This is a genomic window from Hansschlegelia sp. (genome assembly GCF_035538955.1).
Lineage (GTDB): Bacteria > Pseudomonadota > Alphaproteobacteria > Rhizobiales > Methylopilaceae > Methylopila.
The window spans coordinates 221,647-237,880 of the sequence record NZ_DATLJK010000009.1 but is presented as its reverse complement, the minus strand read 5'-3'; the positions used below and the strand labels follow the sequence as shown (position 1 = coordinate 237,880).

17 protein-coding genes and 1 tRNA gene are annotated in these 16,234 nt (G+C 70.2%); 14 read left to right on the top strand and 4 right to left on the bottom strand.

Going from position 1 to position 16,234, the window contains the following annotated elements:
• Nucleotides 1-4 precede the first annotated feature (4 nt).
• Nucleotides 5-1,948: a DEAD/DEAH box helicase gene (locus VM780_RS05645; RefSeq protein WP_325445992.1), complete on the bottom strand. Its 1,944-nt coding sequence runs from the start codon at nt 1,946-1,948 to the stop codon at nt 5-7.
• Between the two features lie 267 nt (nt 1,949-2,215).
• On the opposite strand from VM780_RS05645, the gene VM780_RS05640 reads away from it, so the two are divergent.
• Nucleotides 2,216-3,262 (top strand): GGDEF domain-containing protein, encoded by a 1,047-nt coding sequence (locus VM780_RS05640; RefSeq protein ID WP_325445989.1) that lies wholly within the window; start codon nt 2,216-2,218, stop codon nt 3,260-3,262.
• Here the strand turns inward: VM780_RS05640 and dxs are convergent.
• On the bottom strand, nt 3,252-5,168 hold the full coding sequence (gene dxs, locus VM780_RS05635) for a 1-deoxy-D-xylulose-5-phosphate synthase (protein ID WP_325445987.1): 1,917 nt from the start codon (nt 5,166-5,168) through the stop codon (nt 3,252-3,254). The genes VM780_RS05640 and dxs overlap by 11 nt on opposite strands.
• Before the next feature lie 148 nt (nt 5,169-5,316).
• On the opposite strand from dxs, the gene VM780_RS05630 reads away from it, so the two are divergent.
• Nucleotides 5,317-6,414: an extensin family protein gene (locus VM780_RS05630; RefSeq protein ID WP_325445985.1), complete on the top strand. Its 1,098-nt coding sequence runs from the start codon at nt 5,317-5,319 to the stop codon at nt 6,412-6,414.
• A gap of 2 nt (nt 6,415-6,416) precedes the next feature.
• On the opposite strand, the gene VM780_RS05625 is transcribed toward VM780_RS05630, so the two are convergent.
• A complete protein-coding gene (locus tag VM780_RS05625) occupies nt 6,417-6,755 on the bottom strand; it encodes a hypothetical protein (protein WP_325445983.1) in 339 nt (112 codons plus the stop codon).
• Between the two features lie 193 nt (nt 6,756-6,948).
• On the opposite strand from VM780_RS05625, the gene VM780_RS05620 reads away from it, so the two are divergent.
• Together VM780_RS05620 and VM780_RS05615 are read left to right on the top strand one after the other, a co-directional pair.
• Complete coding sequence (locus VM780_RS05620; RefSeq protein ID WP_325445981.1) at nt 6,949-8,331, top strand: aspartate aminotransferase family protein; 1,383 nt, start codon at nt 6,949-6,951, stop codon at nt 8,329-8,331.
• A gap of 140 nt (nt 8,332-8,471) precedes the next feature.
• Entirely contained in the window at nt 8,472-9,266 is a 795-nt protein-coding gene (locus VM780_RS05615) for a DUF1499 domain-containing protein (RefSeq protein ID WP_325445979.1), read from the top strand.
• 4 nt (nt 9,267-9,270) lie between these two features.
• On the opposite strand, the gene VM780_RS05610 is transcribed toward VM780_RS05615, so the two are convergent.
• Nucleotides 9,271-10,185: an MBL fold metallo-hydrolase gene (locus tag VM780_RS05610; protein WP_325445977.1), complete on the bottom strand. Its 915-nt coding sequence runs from the start codon at nt 10,183-10,185 to the stop codon at nt 9,271-9,273.
• Between the two features lie 96 nt (nt 10,186-10,281).
• On the opposite strand from VM780_RS05610, the gene VM780_RS05605 reads away from it, so the two are divergent.
• From VM780_RS05605 to VM780_RS05560, 10 genes are all read left to right on the top strand, one after another.
• Nucleotides 10,282-10,356 (top strand) — tRNA-Gln (locus tag VM780_RS05605).
• A gap of 149 nt (nt 10,357-10,505) precedes the next feature.
• A complete protein-coding gene (locus VM780_RS05600; protein ID WP_325445974.1) occupies nt 10,506-11,726 on the top strand; it encodes a phage portal protein in 1,221 nt (406 codons plus the stop codon).
• Nucleotides 11,723-12,052 (top strand): gene transfer agent family protein, encoded by a 330-nt coding sequence (locus VM780_RS05595; RefSeq protein WP_325445972.1) that lies wholly within the window; start codon nt 11,723-11,725, stop codon nt 12,050-12,052. The genes VM780_RS05600 and VM780_RS05595 overlap by 4 nt, the downstream gene beginning before the upstream one ends.
• Nucleotides 12,039-12,539 (top strand): HK97 family phage prohead protease, encoded by a 501-nt coding sequence (locus tag VM780_RS05590; RefSeq protein ID WP_325445970.1) that lies wholly within the window; start codon nt 12,039-12,041, stop codon nt 12,537-12,539. The genes VM780_RS05595 and VM780_RS05590 overlap by 14 nt, the downstream gene beginning before the upstream one ends.
• Before the next feature lie 14 nt (nt 12,540-12,553).
• Entirely contained in the window at nt 12,554-13,681 is a 1,128-nt protein-coding gene (locus tag VM780_RS05585) for a phage major capsid protein (RefSeq protein ID WP_325445968.1), read from the top strand.
• Nucleotides 13,682-13,683: 2 nt separating this feature from the next.
• Nucleotides 13,684-14,169, top strand: a complete 486-nt coding sequence (locus tag VM780_RS05580) for a hypothetical protein (RefSeq protein ID WP_325445966.1) — start codon at nt 13,684-13,686, stop codon at nt 14,167-14,169.
• Between the two features lie 2 nt (nt 14,170-14,171).
• A complete protein-coding gene (locus VM780_RS05575) occupies nt 14,172-14,756 on the top strand; it encodes a hypothetical protein (RefSeq protein ID WP_325445964.1) in 585 nt (194 codons plus the stop codon).
• A gap of 142 nt (nt 14,757-14,898) precedes the next feature.
• On the top strand, nt 14,899-15,264 hold the full coding sequence (locus VM780_RS05570) for an HNH endonuclease signature motif containing protein (protein ID WP_325445962.1): 366 nt from the start codon (nt 14,899-14,901) through the stop codon (nt 15,262-15,264).
• Nucleotides 15,264-15,620, top strand: a complete 357-nt coding sequence (locus tag VM780_RS05565) for a phage tail protein (RefSeq protein ID WP_325445960.1) — start codon at nt 15,264-15,266, stop codon at nt 15,618-15,620. The genes VM780_RS05570 and VM780_RS05565 overlap by 1 nt, the downstream gene beginning before the upstream one ends.
• A complete protein-coding gene (locus tag VM780_RS05560) occupies nt 15,617-16,222 on the top strand; it encodes a hypothetical protein (protein WP_325445958.1) in 606 nt (201 codons plus the stop codon). Before VM780_RS05565 ends, VM780_RS05560 begins: the two co-directional genes overlap by 4 nt.
• Nucleotides 16,223-16,234: the final 12 nt, after the last annotated feature.

Below are 16,234 nucleotides of genomic sequence, written 5' to 3'. Positions count from 1 at the left end.
TGCTTTATTTGGCTTTGGCGCGCTGCGCCGGACGGGCCCGCGCGGCGACCGCCGGGCGGGCGTCGGCCTTGCGGCGCGGCGTGGCGCGCTCGGGTTTCGCCGCGGCGTGCTTGGCGGCTCCATGCTTGGCGGCGGCGTGCTTGGCGTTGGGCTTCGACGGCTTCGGCTTGGCGCCCCAGGACTTCACGACAGGCGCGTCCGTCCAGCCGCCTCGCTCCGAGGCGCCGGCGGGCGCTCGCGTCTCGCGTTCCGGCTTGGCGCGTCCCGGCTTTGCGTAAGCGGGCTTGGCGTAAGTGGGCCTCGGCCCGCTTTCGGCGCGCCGCGGCGCGGGATCATAGGCGCGCGCTTCGGGGGCGTCGGCGCGGGTGATCAGAACGTCGCCCTTCTCCGCGCCCAGAGCCTGCGCGGCGAACGCCTCGGCGGCCGAGGCCGCGATCGCGACCTTGCTCTCGGTCTCGAAGATGCGGATCGCGCCGATCTCGTTGCGGGTGACGCCGCCGCGGCGGCAGATGAGCGGCAGCAGCCATTTGGGCTCGGCGTTCTGCTTGCGGCCGACGCCCAGCCGGAACCACACGCTGTCGCCGAACTCCTCACGGCGGCGCGGCGGAGAAGCGTCCGGCCGGCCCGCGTCGCCGCCCCGGGCGCGCTCCCGCGGCCGCGTCCACTCGCCCGGATCCTCAACGGATTCGGGCTCCGGCAGCTGCAGGCGGTGGAGCCGCAGCAGCGCGACCGCGACCTGCTCGGCGCCGACGCTCTCGAGCAACGCCTCGGCGCGGGCGCGTTCGTCCTCGCCGGGAGGCGCCGCGGCCGCAAGGTCGGCCTGCAGACGCTGCTCGTCGAGCGCGCGGATTTCGGCGGCGGAGGGCGGGCCGCTCCAGACCGGCGTCAGGCCGGCGTCGGTCATCAGCAGCTCAGCCTTGCGGCGGCGCGATGCGGGCGCGAGCAGAACGCTGACGCCCTTGCGGCCGGCGCGGCCCGTGCGGCCGCTGCGGTGCTGGAAAACCTCGGCGTCGTGCGGCAGGTCGGCGTGGATCACCAGCTCGACATTGGCGAGGTCGATGCCCCGCGCCGCGACGTCGGTCGCGACGCAGACGCGGGCGCGGCCGTCGCGCACCTGTTCGAGAGCGCGGTTGCGCTCGGCCTGGCCGAGCTCGCCCGACAGCAGCACGGCCGAGAAGCCGCGTGTCGACAGATGCTGGTGCAGCCGCCGCACCGCCTCGCGGGTCGAGCAGAACACGATCGCGGCGGCAGCGTCCTGCTGGCGCAGCACATTGACCACGACCGCCTCGACCTCGCGCGGCGCCACGCGGATTGCGCGGTGCTCGATGTCGGCGTGCGCGCGGGTCTCGCCGAGCGTCTCGATGCGGGCCGCGTCGCGCTGGAAGCGGCGCGCGATCGCGATGATGGCGGGCGGCAGCGTGGCGGAAAACAGCAGGGTGCGGCGCTCCGCGGGCGTCGCCTCCAGGATGAACTCGAGGTCCTCGCGGAAGCCGAGGTCCAGCATCTCGTCGGCCTCGTCCAGCACGACCGCCTTCAGCGCCGAGAGGTCGAGCGCGCCGCGGTCGATATGGTCGCGCAGCCGCCCGGGCGTGCCGACCACGATATGGGCGCCGCGCTCGAGGCTTCGCCGCTCGGCGCGTGGGTCCATGCCGCCGACGCAGGCCACGATGCGGCCCCCGACGCCAGCGAACAGCCAGGCGAGTTCGCGTTCCACCTGCATGGCGAGTTCGCGCGTCGGCGCCACCACGAGCGCGAGCGGCTGACCCGGGCGCTCAAGGGTTTCCGCGCCGCCGAGCAGCGTCTCACCGATGGCGAGGCCATAGGCGACCGTCTTGCCCGATCCGGTTTGCGCCGAGACCAGCAGGTCGCGGCCCTCTCCGGCGGCCGCCAGAACCTCGCTCTGGACGGCGGTCAGTTCGGCGTAGCCGCGCTGGAGCAGCGCGCGCATGAGGGGCGACGTTTTGGGATCGGGGAGCACGTGCTGCTTTCGGTGGCGCGAGAATAACAGCCGAGGCGCGCTGGCGCGCCGCGTGACCGCACGGTTCGGCTGAAGGATCGCCCCCTCCATACTCCCGATTGCGCCGCAGCGCCATCGCCGCCCGCGCAAGCCTGCGTGGCGATCGAGAGTGACCTCGGAGCGCGCGCCGAGGAACGAAGGCTTAAATCCCTATGGGCCAGGATCGGCGCTGAGTTCCCGAGAAAGTCCGCCGCCTGCATGCTCATGATCGCGACGGCCCATAGCGGTGAGGACCTCCGGACAGCGCCGGCCGCGCATCCGGGCGCGGCGGAGGCCGAGACCGTCGCGGCGCTGAAGGCGGAGCTCGCCGCAGCCCGAAAGAAGCTGCGCGAGCAGGAGGCCTACCTGCGCGAGTCCCGCCGGCTCATCGGCGGCGCGCTCGCCGCGGCGCAGGCGGGCGTGTGGCGCTGCCGGCTGAGCGACGAGCGCCTGAGTTGGACGGGTGGGGTCTACGACCTGTTTGAAATTCGGCCCGGCGCGCCGCTGCGCCGGCAGCACATTCTGGAGTGCTACGAGCCGCGCTCGCGCGCCGCGCTCGAAGAGGCGCGCAGCAGGGCGATCCGCAACGGCGGAGGCTTTGCCCTGGATGCGGAGATCGTCACGCAGAAGGGCCGCAGCCGGTGGATCAGGCTGTCCGCAACAGTGGTGCGGGGGAGCGGCGGGGCGGCCGAGCTGTTCGGCCTGAAGCAGGACATCACCGAGGCGAAGACCGCGGCGGAGCGCGCGCGGCGTCTGGCTGAGATCGACGCCGTCACCGGGCTCGCCAACCGGGCGCTGTTCGAGACCCGGCTCGGCGCGCTGTGCGCGGGAGCTCGCGCCGGCGCGCTGCTTCTGATCGATCTCGACGGCTTCAAGGGCGTCAACGACACGTTCGGCCACGCGATCGGCGACGAATGTCTGCGCGAGGCGGCCGCGCGGCTGCGGGCGGTGTGCCGGGGCGCGGAGCTCGTCGCCCGGATCGGCGGCGACGAGTTCGCGGCGCTGATCGGCGACGGCGTCGGGCGGGCTGAGACGGAGCGGCTGGCGGGCGCCATCGTCCAGGCGCTCGGCGCGCCGGTCGAGCGCGGCGCCGGACGGATCTGCTTCGGAGCCTCGGTCGGCGCGGCGTTCGCCGGCGGCCGCACCCCGTCGGAACTGTTCATGCAGGCCGACGTCGCGCTCTACGCCGCAAAGGCCGCGGGCCGCGGCGCGTTCCGCATCTTCGACAGCGCGACGATGCGGCCGGAGGCGCCGCTCAGGCCCTGAGCGCGGGCCGCGCCTCGCGCCCGAGCGCAGCCAGCGCGGCGGCTGCGACCGCCTTGGCGTCGAGCCCGGCCTCGGCCACCTGCTTCTCCGGCTTGTCGTGCTCGATGAAGCGGTCGGGTAGCGCCAGCGTGCGGATCTTCAGGCCACGGTCGAGCGCGCCTTCGGCGGCGAGCAACTGCAGCACGGCCGCGCCGAAGCCGCCAGTCGAGCCTTCCTCGACCGTCAGAAGGACCTCGTGCTCGCGGGCGAGCCGCAGGATCAGGTCGCGGTCGAGCGGCTTGGCGAAGCGCGCGTCGGCGACCGTCGCGGAGACGCCGCGAAGCGCGAGCTCTTCCGCCGCGTCCAGAACGGCGGCGAGCCGCGTGCCCAGCGAGAGCAGCGCGACCGTGGAGCCTTCACGCAGCAGGCGGCCGCGGCCGATCGGCAGGATCTGGCCGCGCGCAGGCAACTCGACCCCCACCCCTTCGCCGCGCGGATAGCGGAACGCCGAGGGGCCGTCGTCATGCGCGGCCGCCGTCGCCACCATGTGGACGAGTTCGGCCTCGTCGGCCGGCGCCATCAGCACGAAATCCGGCAGGCAGCCGAGATAAGCGAGGTCGTAGGCTCCCGCATGGGTCGCGCCGTCGGCGCCCACCAGCCCGGCGCGGTCGAGCGCGAAGCGCACCGGCAGCCGCTGGATCGCGACGTCGTGCACCACCTGGTCGTAGGCCCGTTGCAGGAAGGTCGAATATATCGCGCAGAACGGCTTCAGGCCCTCCGTCGCGAGCCCGGCCGCGAACGTCACCGCATGCTGCTCGGCGATGCCGACGTCGAAGGTCCTGGCCGGAAACGCACGGCCGAAGAGATCGAGGCCGGTGCCGCCCGGCATCGCGGCGGTGATCGCCACCACCCGGTCGTCCTCCTCCGCCTCCCGCACCAGCGCCTCTGCGAACACCTTGGTGTAGCTCGGCGCGTTGGCCTTGGGCTTCGCCTGCGCGCCCGACACCACGTCGAAGGCCGAGACGCCGTGATACTTGTCGGCGGATTCCTCCGCCGGCGCGTAGCCCTTGCCCTTCTGGGTGACGACATGGACCAGGATCGGCCCGTGGCCGGCGTCCCGCACGTTCTTGAGCACCGGCAGCAGGTGATCGAGATTGTGCCCGTCGATCGGGCCGACATAGTAGAAGCCGAGTTCCTCGAACAGCGTACCGCCCATCGCGAGGCCGCGGGCGTATTCCTCGGCCTTGGCCGCGCCGCGCTCGACGAATTTCGGCAGCTTCTTGACGAGCCCGCGGCCGATGTCGCGCAGCGAAAGATAGGTGCGGCTCGAAACGAGGCGCGCGAGATAGGCCGACATCGCGCCGGTGGGCGGCGCAATCGACATGTCGTTGTCGTTGAGGATGACGATCAGGCGCGAGCCGAGCGCGCCGGCGTTGTTCATCGCCTCATAGGCCATGCCGGCCGACATCGCGCCGTCGCCGATCACGCAGACGACGTGATTGTCGCCGCCCTTGAGGTCGCGCGCGACAGCCATGCCGAGACCGGCGGAGATCGAGGTCGAGGAGTGGCCGGCGCCGAACGGGTCGTATTCACTCTCCGCGCGATTGGTGAAGCCGGAAAGCCCGCCTCCGCGACGCAGCGTGCGGATGCGGTCGCGCCGGTCGGTGAGAATCTTGTGCGGATAGCACTGGTGGCCGACGTCCCAGATCAGCCGGTCGTCAGGCGTGTCGAACACGTAATGCAGCGCGACCGTGAGCTCGACCACGCCGAGGCCCGCGCCGAGATGGCCGCCGGTGACCGAGACGGCCTCGATGGTCTCCTGGCGGAGCTCGTCTGCGAGCTGGCGAAGGCGGCTTTCGGGGAGGCGCCGCAGGTCGGCCGGCGTGCGGACCGAATCGAGCGCCGGCTGGGTGGTCGGCAGGGGCACAGGCGGAACGGCGTCCTCAGAATGCAACCTCGGAGCGTTACACCAGCCGCCTGAGGCGCGCAAACGCGACATGCCCCGCCAGGGCGCGCGAGGCGTCGCCATTCGGCTGAGCCGCGCCTTTGCGGGAGCGTGACCTAGTTAGCCTGCTATGTCTGCTGTGTCCGGCCGTCGCGCCGCCGTGCTGCTCGCTTGCCTCGCCTTCGCCGCCTCCGCGCTTCCGGAGAGCGCCGCCGTCGCCCGCGAAGCGCGCGGCGGATCGTTTCTGTCGCAGCTCGGCCTGCCTTGGCAGAGCGCCCGCCCCTCCTCTCGCCGCGCCAAGAAGCCCGCGACGGCGAGGAAGCGAGCGCCCGCCTCTCGGCCGCCCGGCAAGCCGACGCCGAAGCCGGTCGCCAAGGAGGCGAGCCCGCCACCGCGCGCCGAGACCGCGGCACTCCCCGTCCCGCTGCCGCCGGAGCGGCCGCGCGAAGAGCCGCCTGCGCCGCCGCCTGCCGAGACGGCGCGCGCGGAAGCTGGCGGCGGCGACGCTCCGTCGAAGCCCTCCGCCGCCCCGGAGACCGCGATTCCGCTGCCGCCGGAACGTCCAGAGGACGAGCGCGAGACTGCGGCGCTGATCCCGAAGGCGCCGCTGCCGGAGGAAAAGCCCGCCGGGCCGACGCCGCCCGATCTGCCGCTTCCGGAAGCTTCGCGGGAGGACGATCCGGATTGCCGCGAGCTCGCCTCAGAGGGCGTCGCGATCTTCAAGCCTGCCGATCTCGGTGATCAGCCGGAGATCTGCCATACGGGCGCGCTGGTCGAGCTGTCGGGCGTGCGCCGCAAGGATGGCGGCGTGGTCGAGATGAAGCCGGCGGCGACGTTGCGCTGCGCCATGGCGCGGGCGGTCGCAGCCTATGTGCGCGACGACCTCGTGCTGGCGGCGGAGACGTCAGGCGCCAAGCTCGACTCGGTTCAAGTCGCCGGCTCCTACGCCTGCCGGGGCCGCAACAACGTCTCGGGCGCGAAGCTCAGCGAACACGGCCGCGCCAATGCGCTCGACATCTCCGGCTTCGGATTCTCGGACGGGCGCGAGATCGGCGTCTACTCAAAGGACCTGCCGGAGCTTCTCGGCGTCGTCGTCAAGGGCGCGGCCTGCACGCGGTTCAACACGGTGCTGGGGCCCGGCTCCGATGAGGACCATGAGGACCATCTTCACATCGACCTGCAGCCGCGCCGCAGTCATTCGCGGCTGTGCGAGTGGCGGCCCGACTGAGATCAGCGCGAGGAGGGAGCCGGGCTTGCGGCGCTCGCGAGCGCCTCGCCGCCGAGCAGCGAAGAAGCGATCGTCATCAGGCCACGTTGCTCGTAGCCGGCGCGGGCGAGGTTCAGCCAGTGCCGATAGAGCGGCACCGCGTCGCAACGGATGCCGTTGCCGGCGCCGAGCGTGCGGTCGGCGCGCCTGAGGATGTCGGCGCACTCCGCGTCCGACACCACGTCGATCCGGCGATACTCGGGCCACTCGGCCGAAAAGCCGCCTGTGTTGAGATAGGTGACGTGGCTGGAGGCGGCGAACGCCGCCACAGCCACAGCTGCGCCGAACAGGGCGAAGCGCATCGGGTGTCCACCGGTGGTCAGAGGATCAGCCGCCGCGGAAACGGCGACCTGGAGAGATAGTTCCACTAAAGTCGACGCTCGTGAAGATTCTTTTGCGACCCCGGCGCTTCGGCAAAAAAGCCGCGCGGAACGTCCGGCCGGGGCGCTATCCTGAGTGGGCGCCTGGCGAAGGCGACGGTGCAAGGACCTCCTCATGCTCAGCAATCTTCAGGCCCGCGACGCCGCCACGGTTCTCCACCCCTACACGAACCTCGCGACGCTGCCGCAGCAAGGCTCGCTCATCCTCGAACGGGGCGACGGCGTGTTCGTGTATGACGTGGAGGGCCGGCCCTACATCGAGGGCATGGCCGGGCTGTGGTGCAACGCGCTGGGGCACGGCCGGGAGGAGCTTGTCGAGGCCGCGGCGGAGCAGATGCGCAAACTGCCCTTCGCGCACCTCTTCACCGCCAAGAGCCACGACCCGGCGATCGCGCTCGCCGAGAAGCTGAAGGAGCTCGCGCCGTGCAACGCCGCTAAGGCGTTCTTCTGCAACTCGGGCTCGGAGGCCAACGACACCCAGATGAAGCTCGTCTGGTACGTCAACAATGCGCTTGGCCGTCCGCAGAAGAAGAAGATCATCTCCCGGATCAAGGCCTATCACGGCGTCACCATCGCAAGCGCGAGCCTGACCGGGCTGCCGAACAACCACATCGATTTCGATCTGCCGCTGCCGCAGGTGCGGCATGCCGGCTGCCCTCATCACTACCGCTTCGCGCTCGCAGGCGAGACCGAAGAGGATTTCGCCAGCCGACTGGCCGCCGAACTCGACGCGATGATCGAGGCCGAGGGTCCGGAGACCGTCGCAGCCTTCATCGCGGAGCCGGTGATGGGCGCCGGCGGCGTGATCGTGCCGCCCAGAACCTATTTCGAGAAGATCCAGCCGGTGCTGGAGAAGCATGACGTCATGCTGATCGCCGACGAGGTGATCTGCGGCTTCGGCCGGCTCGGCGAATGGTTCGGCTCGACCGCGCTCGGCATGAAGCCGGACACGGTGTCCGTCGCCAAGCAGCTGTCGTCATCCTATCTGCCGATCGCCGCCGTCATCATTCCGGACTGGATCGACGAGGCTCTGAGCCGGCAAAGCGAGAAGATCGGCGTGTTCGGCCACGGCTTCACCTATTCGGGCCACCCGGTCGCCGCCGCGGTCGCGCTCAAAACGCTCGAGATCCTCGAGCGCGACGACGTGCTCGGCCATGTGCGCGGGATCATCCCGCATTTCCAGGAGCGGCTGCGCGCCTTCGCCGATCACCCGATGGTCGGCGAAGCCCGCGGCATGGGACTCGTGGGCGCGGTGGAGGTGGTCGCCGACAAGGCCAGCAAGCGGCCGTTCGATCCGAAGCGCTTCGCGGCCGCGAAGGTGGTGGCGCTTGCGCAGGAGGAAGGTCTTATCGTGCGTGCGATCGGCGACGCGGTGTCGATCTGTCCCCCGCTGGTGATCACCAGCGAGGAGATCGACCAGCTGTTCGAGCGGCTGGGACGGGCGCTCGACAGGGCCGAAGTCTGGGCCGCGGCCGAAGGCGCGCGGCAGGCCGCCTGAGCGTCGCGGCGCGCTTTCCCGGCCGCGGACGATGTGGAAGAAGTCGCGTATCGGCGTCACGCCGAAAGGGTGGTTTCAGTGTACGGAAGCGTTAGGCGTCTAACCTGCGGGCGAAGGGCGTCCGGCGCCTGGAGCATGGCGTGACGCTCGATCTTCGGCTCGCGCCGCGGGGGCGGTCGCGGCTTGCCGGCGCGGCCCTGACGCTCGCCGGCTTCTCGATCTGCGTCACGCTCTATGCGACGCTTCTGCTTCGCTCCCACGCCGTTGCGACAGCGCCGGGATTCGCCGCCTTCGTCTCCGGGCTCGCGCTCGCGGCGCTCGCCATCCTGGTCGGCTTCGCCGCGATGGCCGCGGTGTGGCGGAGCGGCCGCCGCGGCGGCGTCCGGGCGCTTTTCGCCGTCCTGCTCGGGGGAGCGGTTCTGGCCGGTCCGCTCTACGCGGCTTTCGGGCACGGCCTCTGGCCGGCGCGGCTCGACGACGTCTCAACCGATCTCACGGACCCGCCGCGCTTCGAGCGCGCGGCGCGGGAGCGGAAGCCCGGCGAACTCCCAGCGCCCCCCGCCGCGATCTCGGCCGAGCAGGCCGCGCGGCAGAGGGACGCTTATCCGGATCTCGCGCCGCTGCTTCTCGCCCTGCCGCCGGATGACGTGACGGGCCTGGCGATCGGCGTCGTGGAGAGCCGGGGCTGGCGCGTCCTCGGGCCGACCGCGTTCCCGCGCGGCGGCCCGCCGACGGGACGCATCGAAGCGGTGGCCGCCTCCCCAATTCTCGGGCTGCAGTCCGACGTCGCTATCCGCGTCCGGCCCGAGGGCGACGGCGCTCGCGTCGACATGCGCTCCGCGTCCCGGATCGGCGGCGTCGACTTCGGCGGCGAAGCCGCCCGCATCAAGGGCTTTTTGGCCGACCTCGCCGCCGCCGCGAACGCCCTGCCCTGACGCGTCAGCCGGCGGGGCGGTAGACCCCGGTCAGCCGCGGCGGGCCGTCGGTGAGCGCCTCGCCCCTGTCCACCATCTCTTCGAGATGGGCGAACACCGAAAGACCGGCCGCGCCCTTCAGTTGCGGATCAAGCCCGCGGTAGAGTTCCGCGACCAGTTCCGGGACGGTTCGCGCGCCCTCCGCGAGCCGGGCGCGGATCGCCGCCTCGCGCATGCGGCGGTGACCGATGAGCTGTCTCACGAACCCCCTCGCGTTGCGCACGACGGGGCCGTGGCCGGGCAAATAGAGCTCCTCCTCGCGCGCCAGCAGCTTCTCAAGCGACGCCATATAGGCCGCCATCGCGCCGTCGGGCGGCGCGACGATGGTGGTCGACCAGCCCATCACGTGATCGCCCGAGAGCAGCAGCCCGGCTTCCGGCAAGGCGAAGGCCAGATGGTTCGCGGTGTGGCCGGGCGTCGCGACGGCCTCCAGCGACCAGCCCGGCCCGGTGACGGCGTCGCCCTCGCGCATCTCCTTGTCGGGATGGTAGGCGGCGTCGACTCCGGCTTCGAGCCGGTTGGCCTCGCCCTCGTGCAGCGGCCGGAACGCCCGATGAGGCCCGGCGCCGACGAGCGGCGCGCCGACCGCCGCGGCGAGCGCGGCCGCTCCGGCGGTGTGGTCCATGTGGCTATGGGTCGCCACCACATAGCGCACCGTCTCGCCGGCGACGGCGCGCAGCAGCGCGTCGCGGTGCCGGGCGTCGTCCGGGCCGGGATCGATGATCGCGACTTGCCCGCGCCCGACCACATAGGTCGCCGTGCCGGTGAACGTGAAAGCCGACGGATTGGGCGCCACGATGCGCCGCACCAGCGGCGCGACCTCGACGGCCGCGCCAGGCTCGGCGTCAGCGCGCAGGTCGAGGTCGAGGTCGTCGCTCATCGCGGGTCCGGGTCCGATCCTCGATGCGTTGGCGGTTGCGGGCGCCCCCGCGCGCCGCTATCCATCGCGCCACAGCGAGCGGCCATAGCCGGTCGATGGGGCGTCGCCAAGCGGTAAGGCAGGGGATTTTGATTCCCCCATGCGGAGGTTCGAATCCTCCCGCCCCAGCCACTTTTATTAAACCATTGATATTTCTGGTTTTTCTACCTGAGGCTGCCGGATCATCGGTAGCAAAGGAAGGTAGCAGGCGACGGTAGCAGTTTGGTCGCGGACTCGCGGCAAGTTAAAATATTCGGGTCTTCAAGTTTTGGACCCGCTGCTTGTCGTTCTCGTCTCGCCTCTCTCAGTTCTTTTCGGCCCGTCTCGAAACGAAGTCGGCCCCGGCTCCCGTCGTTGGACAGTGGGCGGAAATCTTCGCGTCTGCGCCGACCGAGGCTGGACCTTCTGTTACGGCGGAAACCGCCTGGCGTGTTCCGGCTGTTCGCGGGGCCGCGAACCTCATCTCGACAACCGTCGCGCGAATGCCTGCGAAGGCGTTTCGGCGGGTCGGAGACGGCAAGGAAATCGCCCGCGATCATCCGGCGCACGAGCTCGTGCATGGCATGGCGAACCCCTGGACAACGGCTCGCGCCCTGCGCCGCCAGATGACGGTGGACGCCATATTCCACGGCGACGGTTACGCGCTCACCACTCGCCGGGCGGACGGTTCGGCGATGGAGATTCACCGGCTCGATCCGCGCGCCGTCGAGCGCAAAGTCCGCAGCGACGGCGAACCCTTCTACATCTACCGCACGCAGGCCGGCGCTCATGAGATCGCGCACGGCGACGTGCTCCGCATTTCGGCCCCCTCCCTCGATGGCGAACGCGGCTATCCAGTCATCGGATCGGCGCGCGAGTCCATCGGGCTCGCGATCTCCATGGAGAGGCATTTCGCCCGCTCTCTACGGAAGGGCTTCAAACCCTCCGCTTCCCTCACACTCCCCGGCAAGCTTTCCGAGCCCTCGGCCGAACGGCTCAAGAAGGCGCGCTCCTCCGAGGCGACCGGAGAGGGCTCCGGCGGTCTCACCATCTGGGAAGAAGGGGCGAAGCTCACTATCCACGAGCTCACGTCGACCGATCAGCAGTTCATCCAGAACCGCGAGTTCCAGATCGTCGAGATCGCACGCGCTTTCGGCATCCCGCCCGTGCTCCTGGGGGATCTCAGCAGCGCCACCTTCAAGAACGTTGAGGAGCTCGGCCGTCAGTTCGCGACCTACACGCTCGGCCATTGGCTGACTGAATGGGAGGACGCTTACCAGACGACGCTCATTGCTCCCGAGGAGCGCGGCGACATCTTCGTCGACTTCACCTTGGACGCGCTCCTTGCGGCGGACCTCGCCACGCGCGCCGAGGCTTACGCCAAGCAGATCGCGGCGCGCGTGCTCTCCCCCAACGAAGCCCGCGCGATGGAGAACCGCCCCGGCTTCAACGGCGGCGACAAGTTCGTGAACCCCTACACCACGTCGGCGCACGCCGCCCCTGAGCCGGAGGCCGGCCAGTGAGCCCGCACGCCGCGTTCTTCGGCGACGCCGAGCGCACCTTCGCCCTGACGCCGGCGCTCCTCGTCGAGTTCGAGCGCCTCGTCGGCGCGGGAGCATGGGGAACCGCGCGCCGCATGTTCGCCAGCGAGGCGACCACCACCGAAGTTCGCGAGACCATCCGCCTCGGCCTCATCGGCGGCGGCGAGACTCCGAAGCGGGCCGCCGAGCTCGTCGAGACCTACGCCGGCGCGACGCCGTTCGCGGAGCTCTACGCGCTCGCCGGCGACATCATGACCGCCGCCATGCTCGGCACTCCCGAACAGGAGCCCGCCGATGCAGCGGCTTGAGATCAAGGCCGCGCTCGCGGTCGACGACGCCGGCGAGATCACCGGCAACGCTTGGCCGTTCGGCACGCCTGACCGCGTGAACGACGTCATCACCAAGGGCGCGTTCGCCTCGGCCGCCCTCCCGCTCCCGATGCTCTACGCGCATGACCCGCGCGACGTGATCGGCGTTTGGGAGAGCGCCACGGAAACCGACGCCGGCCTGGAGGTAAAGGGCCGGCTCCTCGTCGACGACGTTGCGAGGGCTCGCGAGGTCCGCGCGATGATCCGCGCCGGCGCGCTCGGCGGCCTCTCGATCGGCTTCGGCATCCGCAAGGCCGCGCCCCGCCGCGGCGGCGGCCGCACCATCACCGACCTCGACCTCCGCGAGATCAGCGTCGTCTCGATCCCCTCCCATCCCCGCGCACGGATCACCGGCGCGAAGGACGCAGCGGAAGCCATTGCGCTCGCCGATGCGATCAACCGGGCCGCTGCGGCCTTCCGTTCCTAAGGAGAACTACCCCCTTGAGCTACCACTACCCCCCGCATGACTTCGTGCTGAAGGACGCCGGCGACGCCGACGTGTCGGCCGACGTCACCAAGGCCCTGGAGACCCTCCAGGGCGACGTGCTCGCCCGCATCGAAGCGGCCGAGAAGAAGGCCGCCGACCGCCTGGAGGCCCTGGAGAAGAAGGCCGCGCGTCCGGCTCCGGCCAACGGCGCTTCGGACGGCGAGACCGTCGAGAAGGCGCTGACCTCCTACATCCGTTCCGGCGACGACACCGAGCTCAAGGCTCTCTCGATCACTGGCGCTGGCGCGACCGGCGGTGTGCTTGCCCCGCCGCAGTTCGGCACCTCCATTCTGGAGAAGGTTCGCGAGGTCTCGCCGATCCGCGCGCTTGCTCCCGCGATCACCATCTCCTCGAACGTCATCAAACTCCCGCGCCTCGTGAACAAGGTCGCTCCGGCGAACGTCACCGAGACCGGCACGCGTGCGACGGCCGAGCCGTCGTTCGAGCAGATCGAGATCTCCGTCTTTGAGGACGCCGTCGACGTCCCCGTGACCAAGTGGCAGCTCGAGGACTCGAACCTCAACCTCGCGGCTTGGCTCCAGGGCCACATCATCGCGGGCTTCGCCGAGAAGGAAGGCCGCGACTTCGTCGTCGGCGACGGCGTCACTCAGGCCGAAGGCGTCATGACCTCCACCGAGGTCCAGACGCTCACGACCGCGGAGACGACGCTGAAGGTCGACGACTTCATTGACGCCTTCTATGGCCTCAAGACCGCGCACGCCCGAAAGGCCGTCTGGCTTATGGCGCGCCCGACGATGGCGATCGTCCGCAAGCTCCGCGACGGCGAAGGGAACCTCATCTGGCAGGACGGCAATCTCGCCGGCGGCCAGCCGAGCACGATCCTGGGCGCGCCCGTCTATGAGGCGGTCGACATGCCCAGCGCCGCCTCTGGCGCGACGCCGGTTCTCTTCGGCGACTTCGCGGCCGGCTACCAGATCGTCGACCACGTTTCGCTGGAGCTCGAACAGGACCGCCTGACCGAGTGGAAGAAGGGCCTCGTGCATCAGCTTGCGCGGCGTCGCTTCGGCGGTCGCGTCGTTAACGGCGAAGCCTTCGTCAAGCTGAAGCTGAAGGCGTCCTGACCATGACCACCACGACCACCAACGCCAAGTCGACGATCTCCGTCGCGACTTCGGCCACCGTTCCGGCCGACGCCGCCGCCTACAAGGCCCTGTCCTGGACCGTCATCAACGACGTGACGGAGATCGGCGGCACGTTCGGCGACACCTACGCCAAGGTTGAGGCCAAGGTTCTCGGCGCTCGCCGCGTCCGCAAGGGCAAGGGCTCCGTCGACGGCGGCGCGATCGAGCTCAAGGTTCTTCGCAACGCCTCCGACGCCGGCCAGACCTCGCTCCGCACGGCGCTCGCGTCCGACGAGCCGGTCTTCATCAAGATCGAGCTCGGCGACAAGCCGACCGGCGCGAACGCCACCGGCTCGATCGCCTACCAGCCCGTGCTGGTCTTCTCGGCTCCGGTTAACGGCGGCGACGCCGACAGCTACGTCGAGCAGACCTTCACGCTGGAGATCGTCGGCGAGACCATCGCCGTCGCTCCGGGCACCGGCGCGTAACAATGAAGCTCGCGGCGGAGGAAATCACGATCAGGATCGACGGAGAGCGCATTGTTCTCCGGCCGACCCTGCGCGCGGCCCTCCGCCTCGAACGCCGCCACGAGGGCCTCGCGACCCTGATCGCCAAGCTCCAGGACGGCGACCTCCTCACCATCGCCGACGTGCTGCGCGAGCACTCGTCGGCGTGGTCGGACGTCCCGTCCTTCATCGAAAGCCTGGGCGTCCCGCACGGCCTGTTTGCGGGGGTCCAGCATCTCATCCCGGCGCTCATCACTCACGTCTACGCCCTCGCCGGCGTCGACATCGAGGAGGAGCGCGACGAGCCGACCACCGGCGCGCGCGTCGCCTCCCGCGAGACCTTCGCCGAGCACCTGGAGAACCACTTCCGCGTCGGCACCGGCTGGCTTGGCTGGAGCCCGGCGCAGACCTGGGACAGCACGCCCGCGGAGATCCGCGCCGCTCAGGCCGGCTTCATCGAGCTCCAGAACGCCCTTCGCGGCGAGAAGCCCAAGAAGCCCGACAATCGGACGCTCGACGACAAGTTCGCCGACGTCTTCCTCGGCCTCAGCACGAGGCCCGCGGCGTGACCTTATTCCCTAATCGGAGCCTCCTTTTGACGGTTCCGCGGCCGATCGAACAACGAAAAGCACCCTGCCCGGCTCCGGCGTCCAAGCGGCGTTTCAATGGGGTTCAAGGGTGCGCGGCCGCACTTCTCTGTGGTGCCCAGTGATGCCCCGCCGTCCCGCCCGCTTCTGTAGCTGTGGAGCCATCGTTTCGGCCGGCCAGCGTTGCGCCTGCCAGATCCTCCAGGATCGCGCCCGCAAGGCCCGCCACGATGCGAACCGGCCCTCGGCCCGTGAACGCGGCTACACCCGCGACTGGCAGAAGGAGCGCGCGAACTTCCTAGCGCTCAATCCGTGGTGCGTTCGCTGCGACCGCGCCGCGACGGTCGTCGACCACATCCGGCCCCACCGCGGCGACCGCTGGCTGTTCTGGAACAAGGCGAATTGGCAGTCGCTCTGCGCGCCCTGTCACAACAGCGCCAAGCAGCGCGAGGAGCGCGCCTCCATCTTTTCGTGCGAGGCGCTCACCTAATGGCGCTTCCGACTTTCAACCCGCCCGTCCCGCCAAGCGCCGGCCTCTCGAACGAGCCGAAGATCAACCTGTTCGCGAACGAGTTTGGCGACGGCTACACGCAGCGTTCGCCGAAGGGCCTCAACCACATCCGCGACATGCCCGAGCTCAAGTTCGAGCTCCTCACCTCGGTCCAGGCCGCCGGCGTCGTCGCCTTCCTGCGCGAGCGCGGGGGCTACAAGCCCTTCCTCTACACGCTCCCCGACGAGACGACCGCCAAGCGCTGGACCTGCGCGAAGTGGAAGCACACGCGCGACGAGGCCGGCCGCAACACCATCACCGCCACCCTCGAACAAGACTTCAGCATCGCGTCGTGACCGTCCGCACGCCCAGCACCCTCGATGAACGCGAGCCCGACGCCGAGGCCAAACGCGACCGCACGCTTTGGCTTGCTGTCATCTCGCAAGCCTTAGAGGACGCGACCATCGTTCGCAGCAACGTGAGCGACATCGATCGTCAACAGGCACGCTCCTGGCTTACCGCTATGTCCGCGGACTACCGAGAAGTCTGCGCGCTCGCCGGCCTGGAGCCGGACCATCTTCGTGGCCATGCTGAGCGCCTCATTTCCCAAGTCGACGCCGGCACTAGAGAACATCATCAGCGCCCCGCTCTAAAGCGCTCCGCGTCGCGCTCCGCTACTCCCCGTGTGCAGACTGAACGCGTTCGCAAGTCGACCGCTGGCGCGAGCCTCACGTTCAACGGCCGGACGCAGATCCTCAAGTTCTGGGCGTCCGAGCTCGGCATCCCGGTCCACGTCATCCGCTCGCGCGTCCAATACGGATGGCCGGCCGACCGCATCCTCACGGAGCCTGTCAACGCGAGGCGCGGTCGACCCAGGACCAGTGACCGGGGGGTAGGTCGCGCCCAGGACGTCAACGCCGGGACCGGCGCGCACCGCACCGCGCAAATCTCCGGCTAATTAGGATTTTTT

Bases quoted from the DNA above. Each gene is read 5' to 3' on its own strand.
- VM780_RS05580 (WP_325445966.1), top strand. From the start codon at position 13,684: ATGACCACCACGACCACCAACGCCAAGTCGACGATCTCCGTCGCGACT.
- VM780_RS05640 (WP_325445989.1), top strand. From the start codon at position 2,216: ATGCTCATGATCGCGACGGCCCATAGCGGTGAGGACCTCCGGACAGCG.
- VM780_RS05575 (WP_325445964.1), top strand. From the start codon at position 14,172: ATGAAGCTCGCGGCGGAGGAAATCACGATCAGGATCGACGGAGAGCGC.
- VM780_RS05620 (WP_325445981.1), top strand. From the start codon at position 6,949: ATGCTCAGCAATCTTCAGGCCCGCGACGCCGCCACGGTTCTCCACCCC.
- VM780_RS05570 (WP_325445962.1), top strand. From the start codon at position 14,899: ATGCCCCGCCGTCCCGCCCGCTTCTGTAGCTGTGGAGCCATCGTTTCG.
- VM780_RS05625 (WP_325445983.1), bottom strand. From the start codon at position 6,755: ATGCGCTTCGCCCTGTTCGGCGCAGCTGTGGCTGTGGCGGCGTTCGCC.
- VM780_RS05610 (WP_325445977.1), bottom strand. From the start codon at position 10,185: ATGAGCGACGACCTCGACCTCGACCTGCGCGCTGACGCCGAGCCTGGC.
- VM780_RS05590 (WP_325445970.1), top strand. From the start codon at position 12,039: ATGCAGCGGCTTGAGATCAAGGCCGCGCTCGCGGTCGACGACGCCGGC.
- VM780_RS05645 (WP_325445992.1), bottom strand. From the start codon at position 1,948: ATGCGCGCGCTGCTCCAGCGCGGCTACGCCGAACTGACCGCCGTCCAG.
- VM780_RS05630 (WP_325445985.1), top strand. From the start codon at position 5,317: ATGTCTGCTGTGTCCGGCCGTCGCGCCGCCGTGCTGCTCGCTTGCCTC.
- VM780_RS05565 (WP_325445960.1), top strand. From the start codon at position 15,264: ATGGCGCTTCCGACTTTCAACCCGCCCGTCCCGCCAAGCGCCGGCCTC.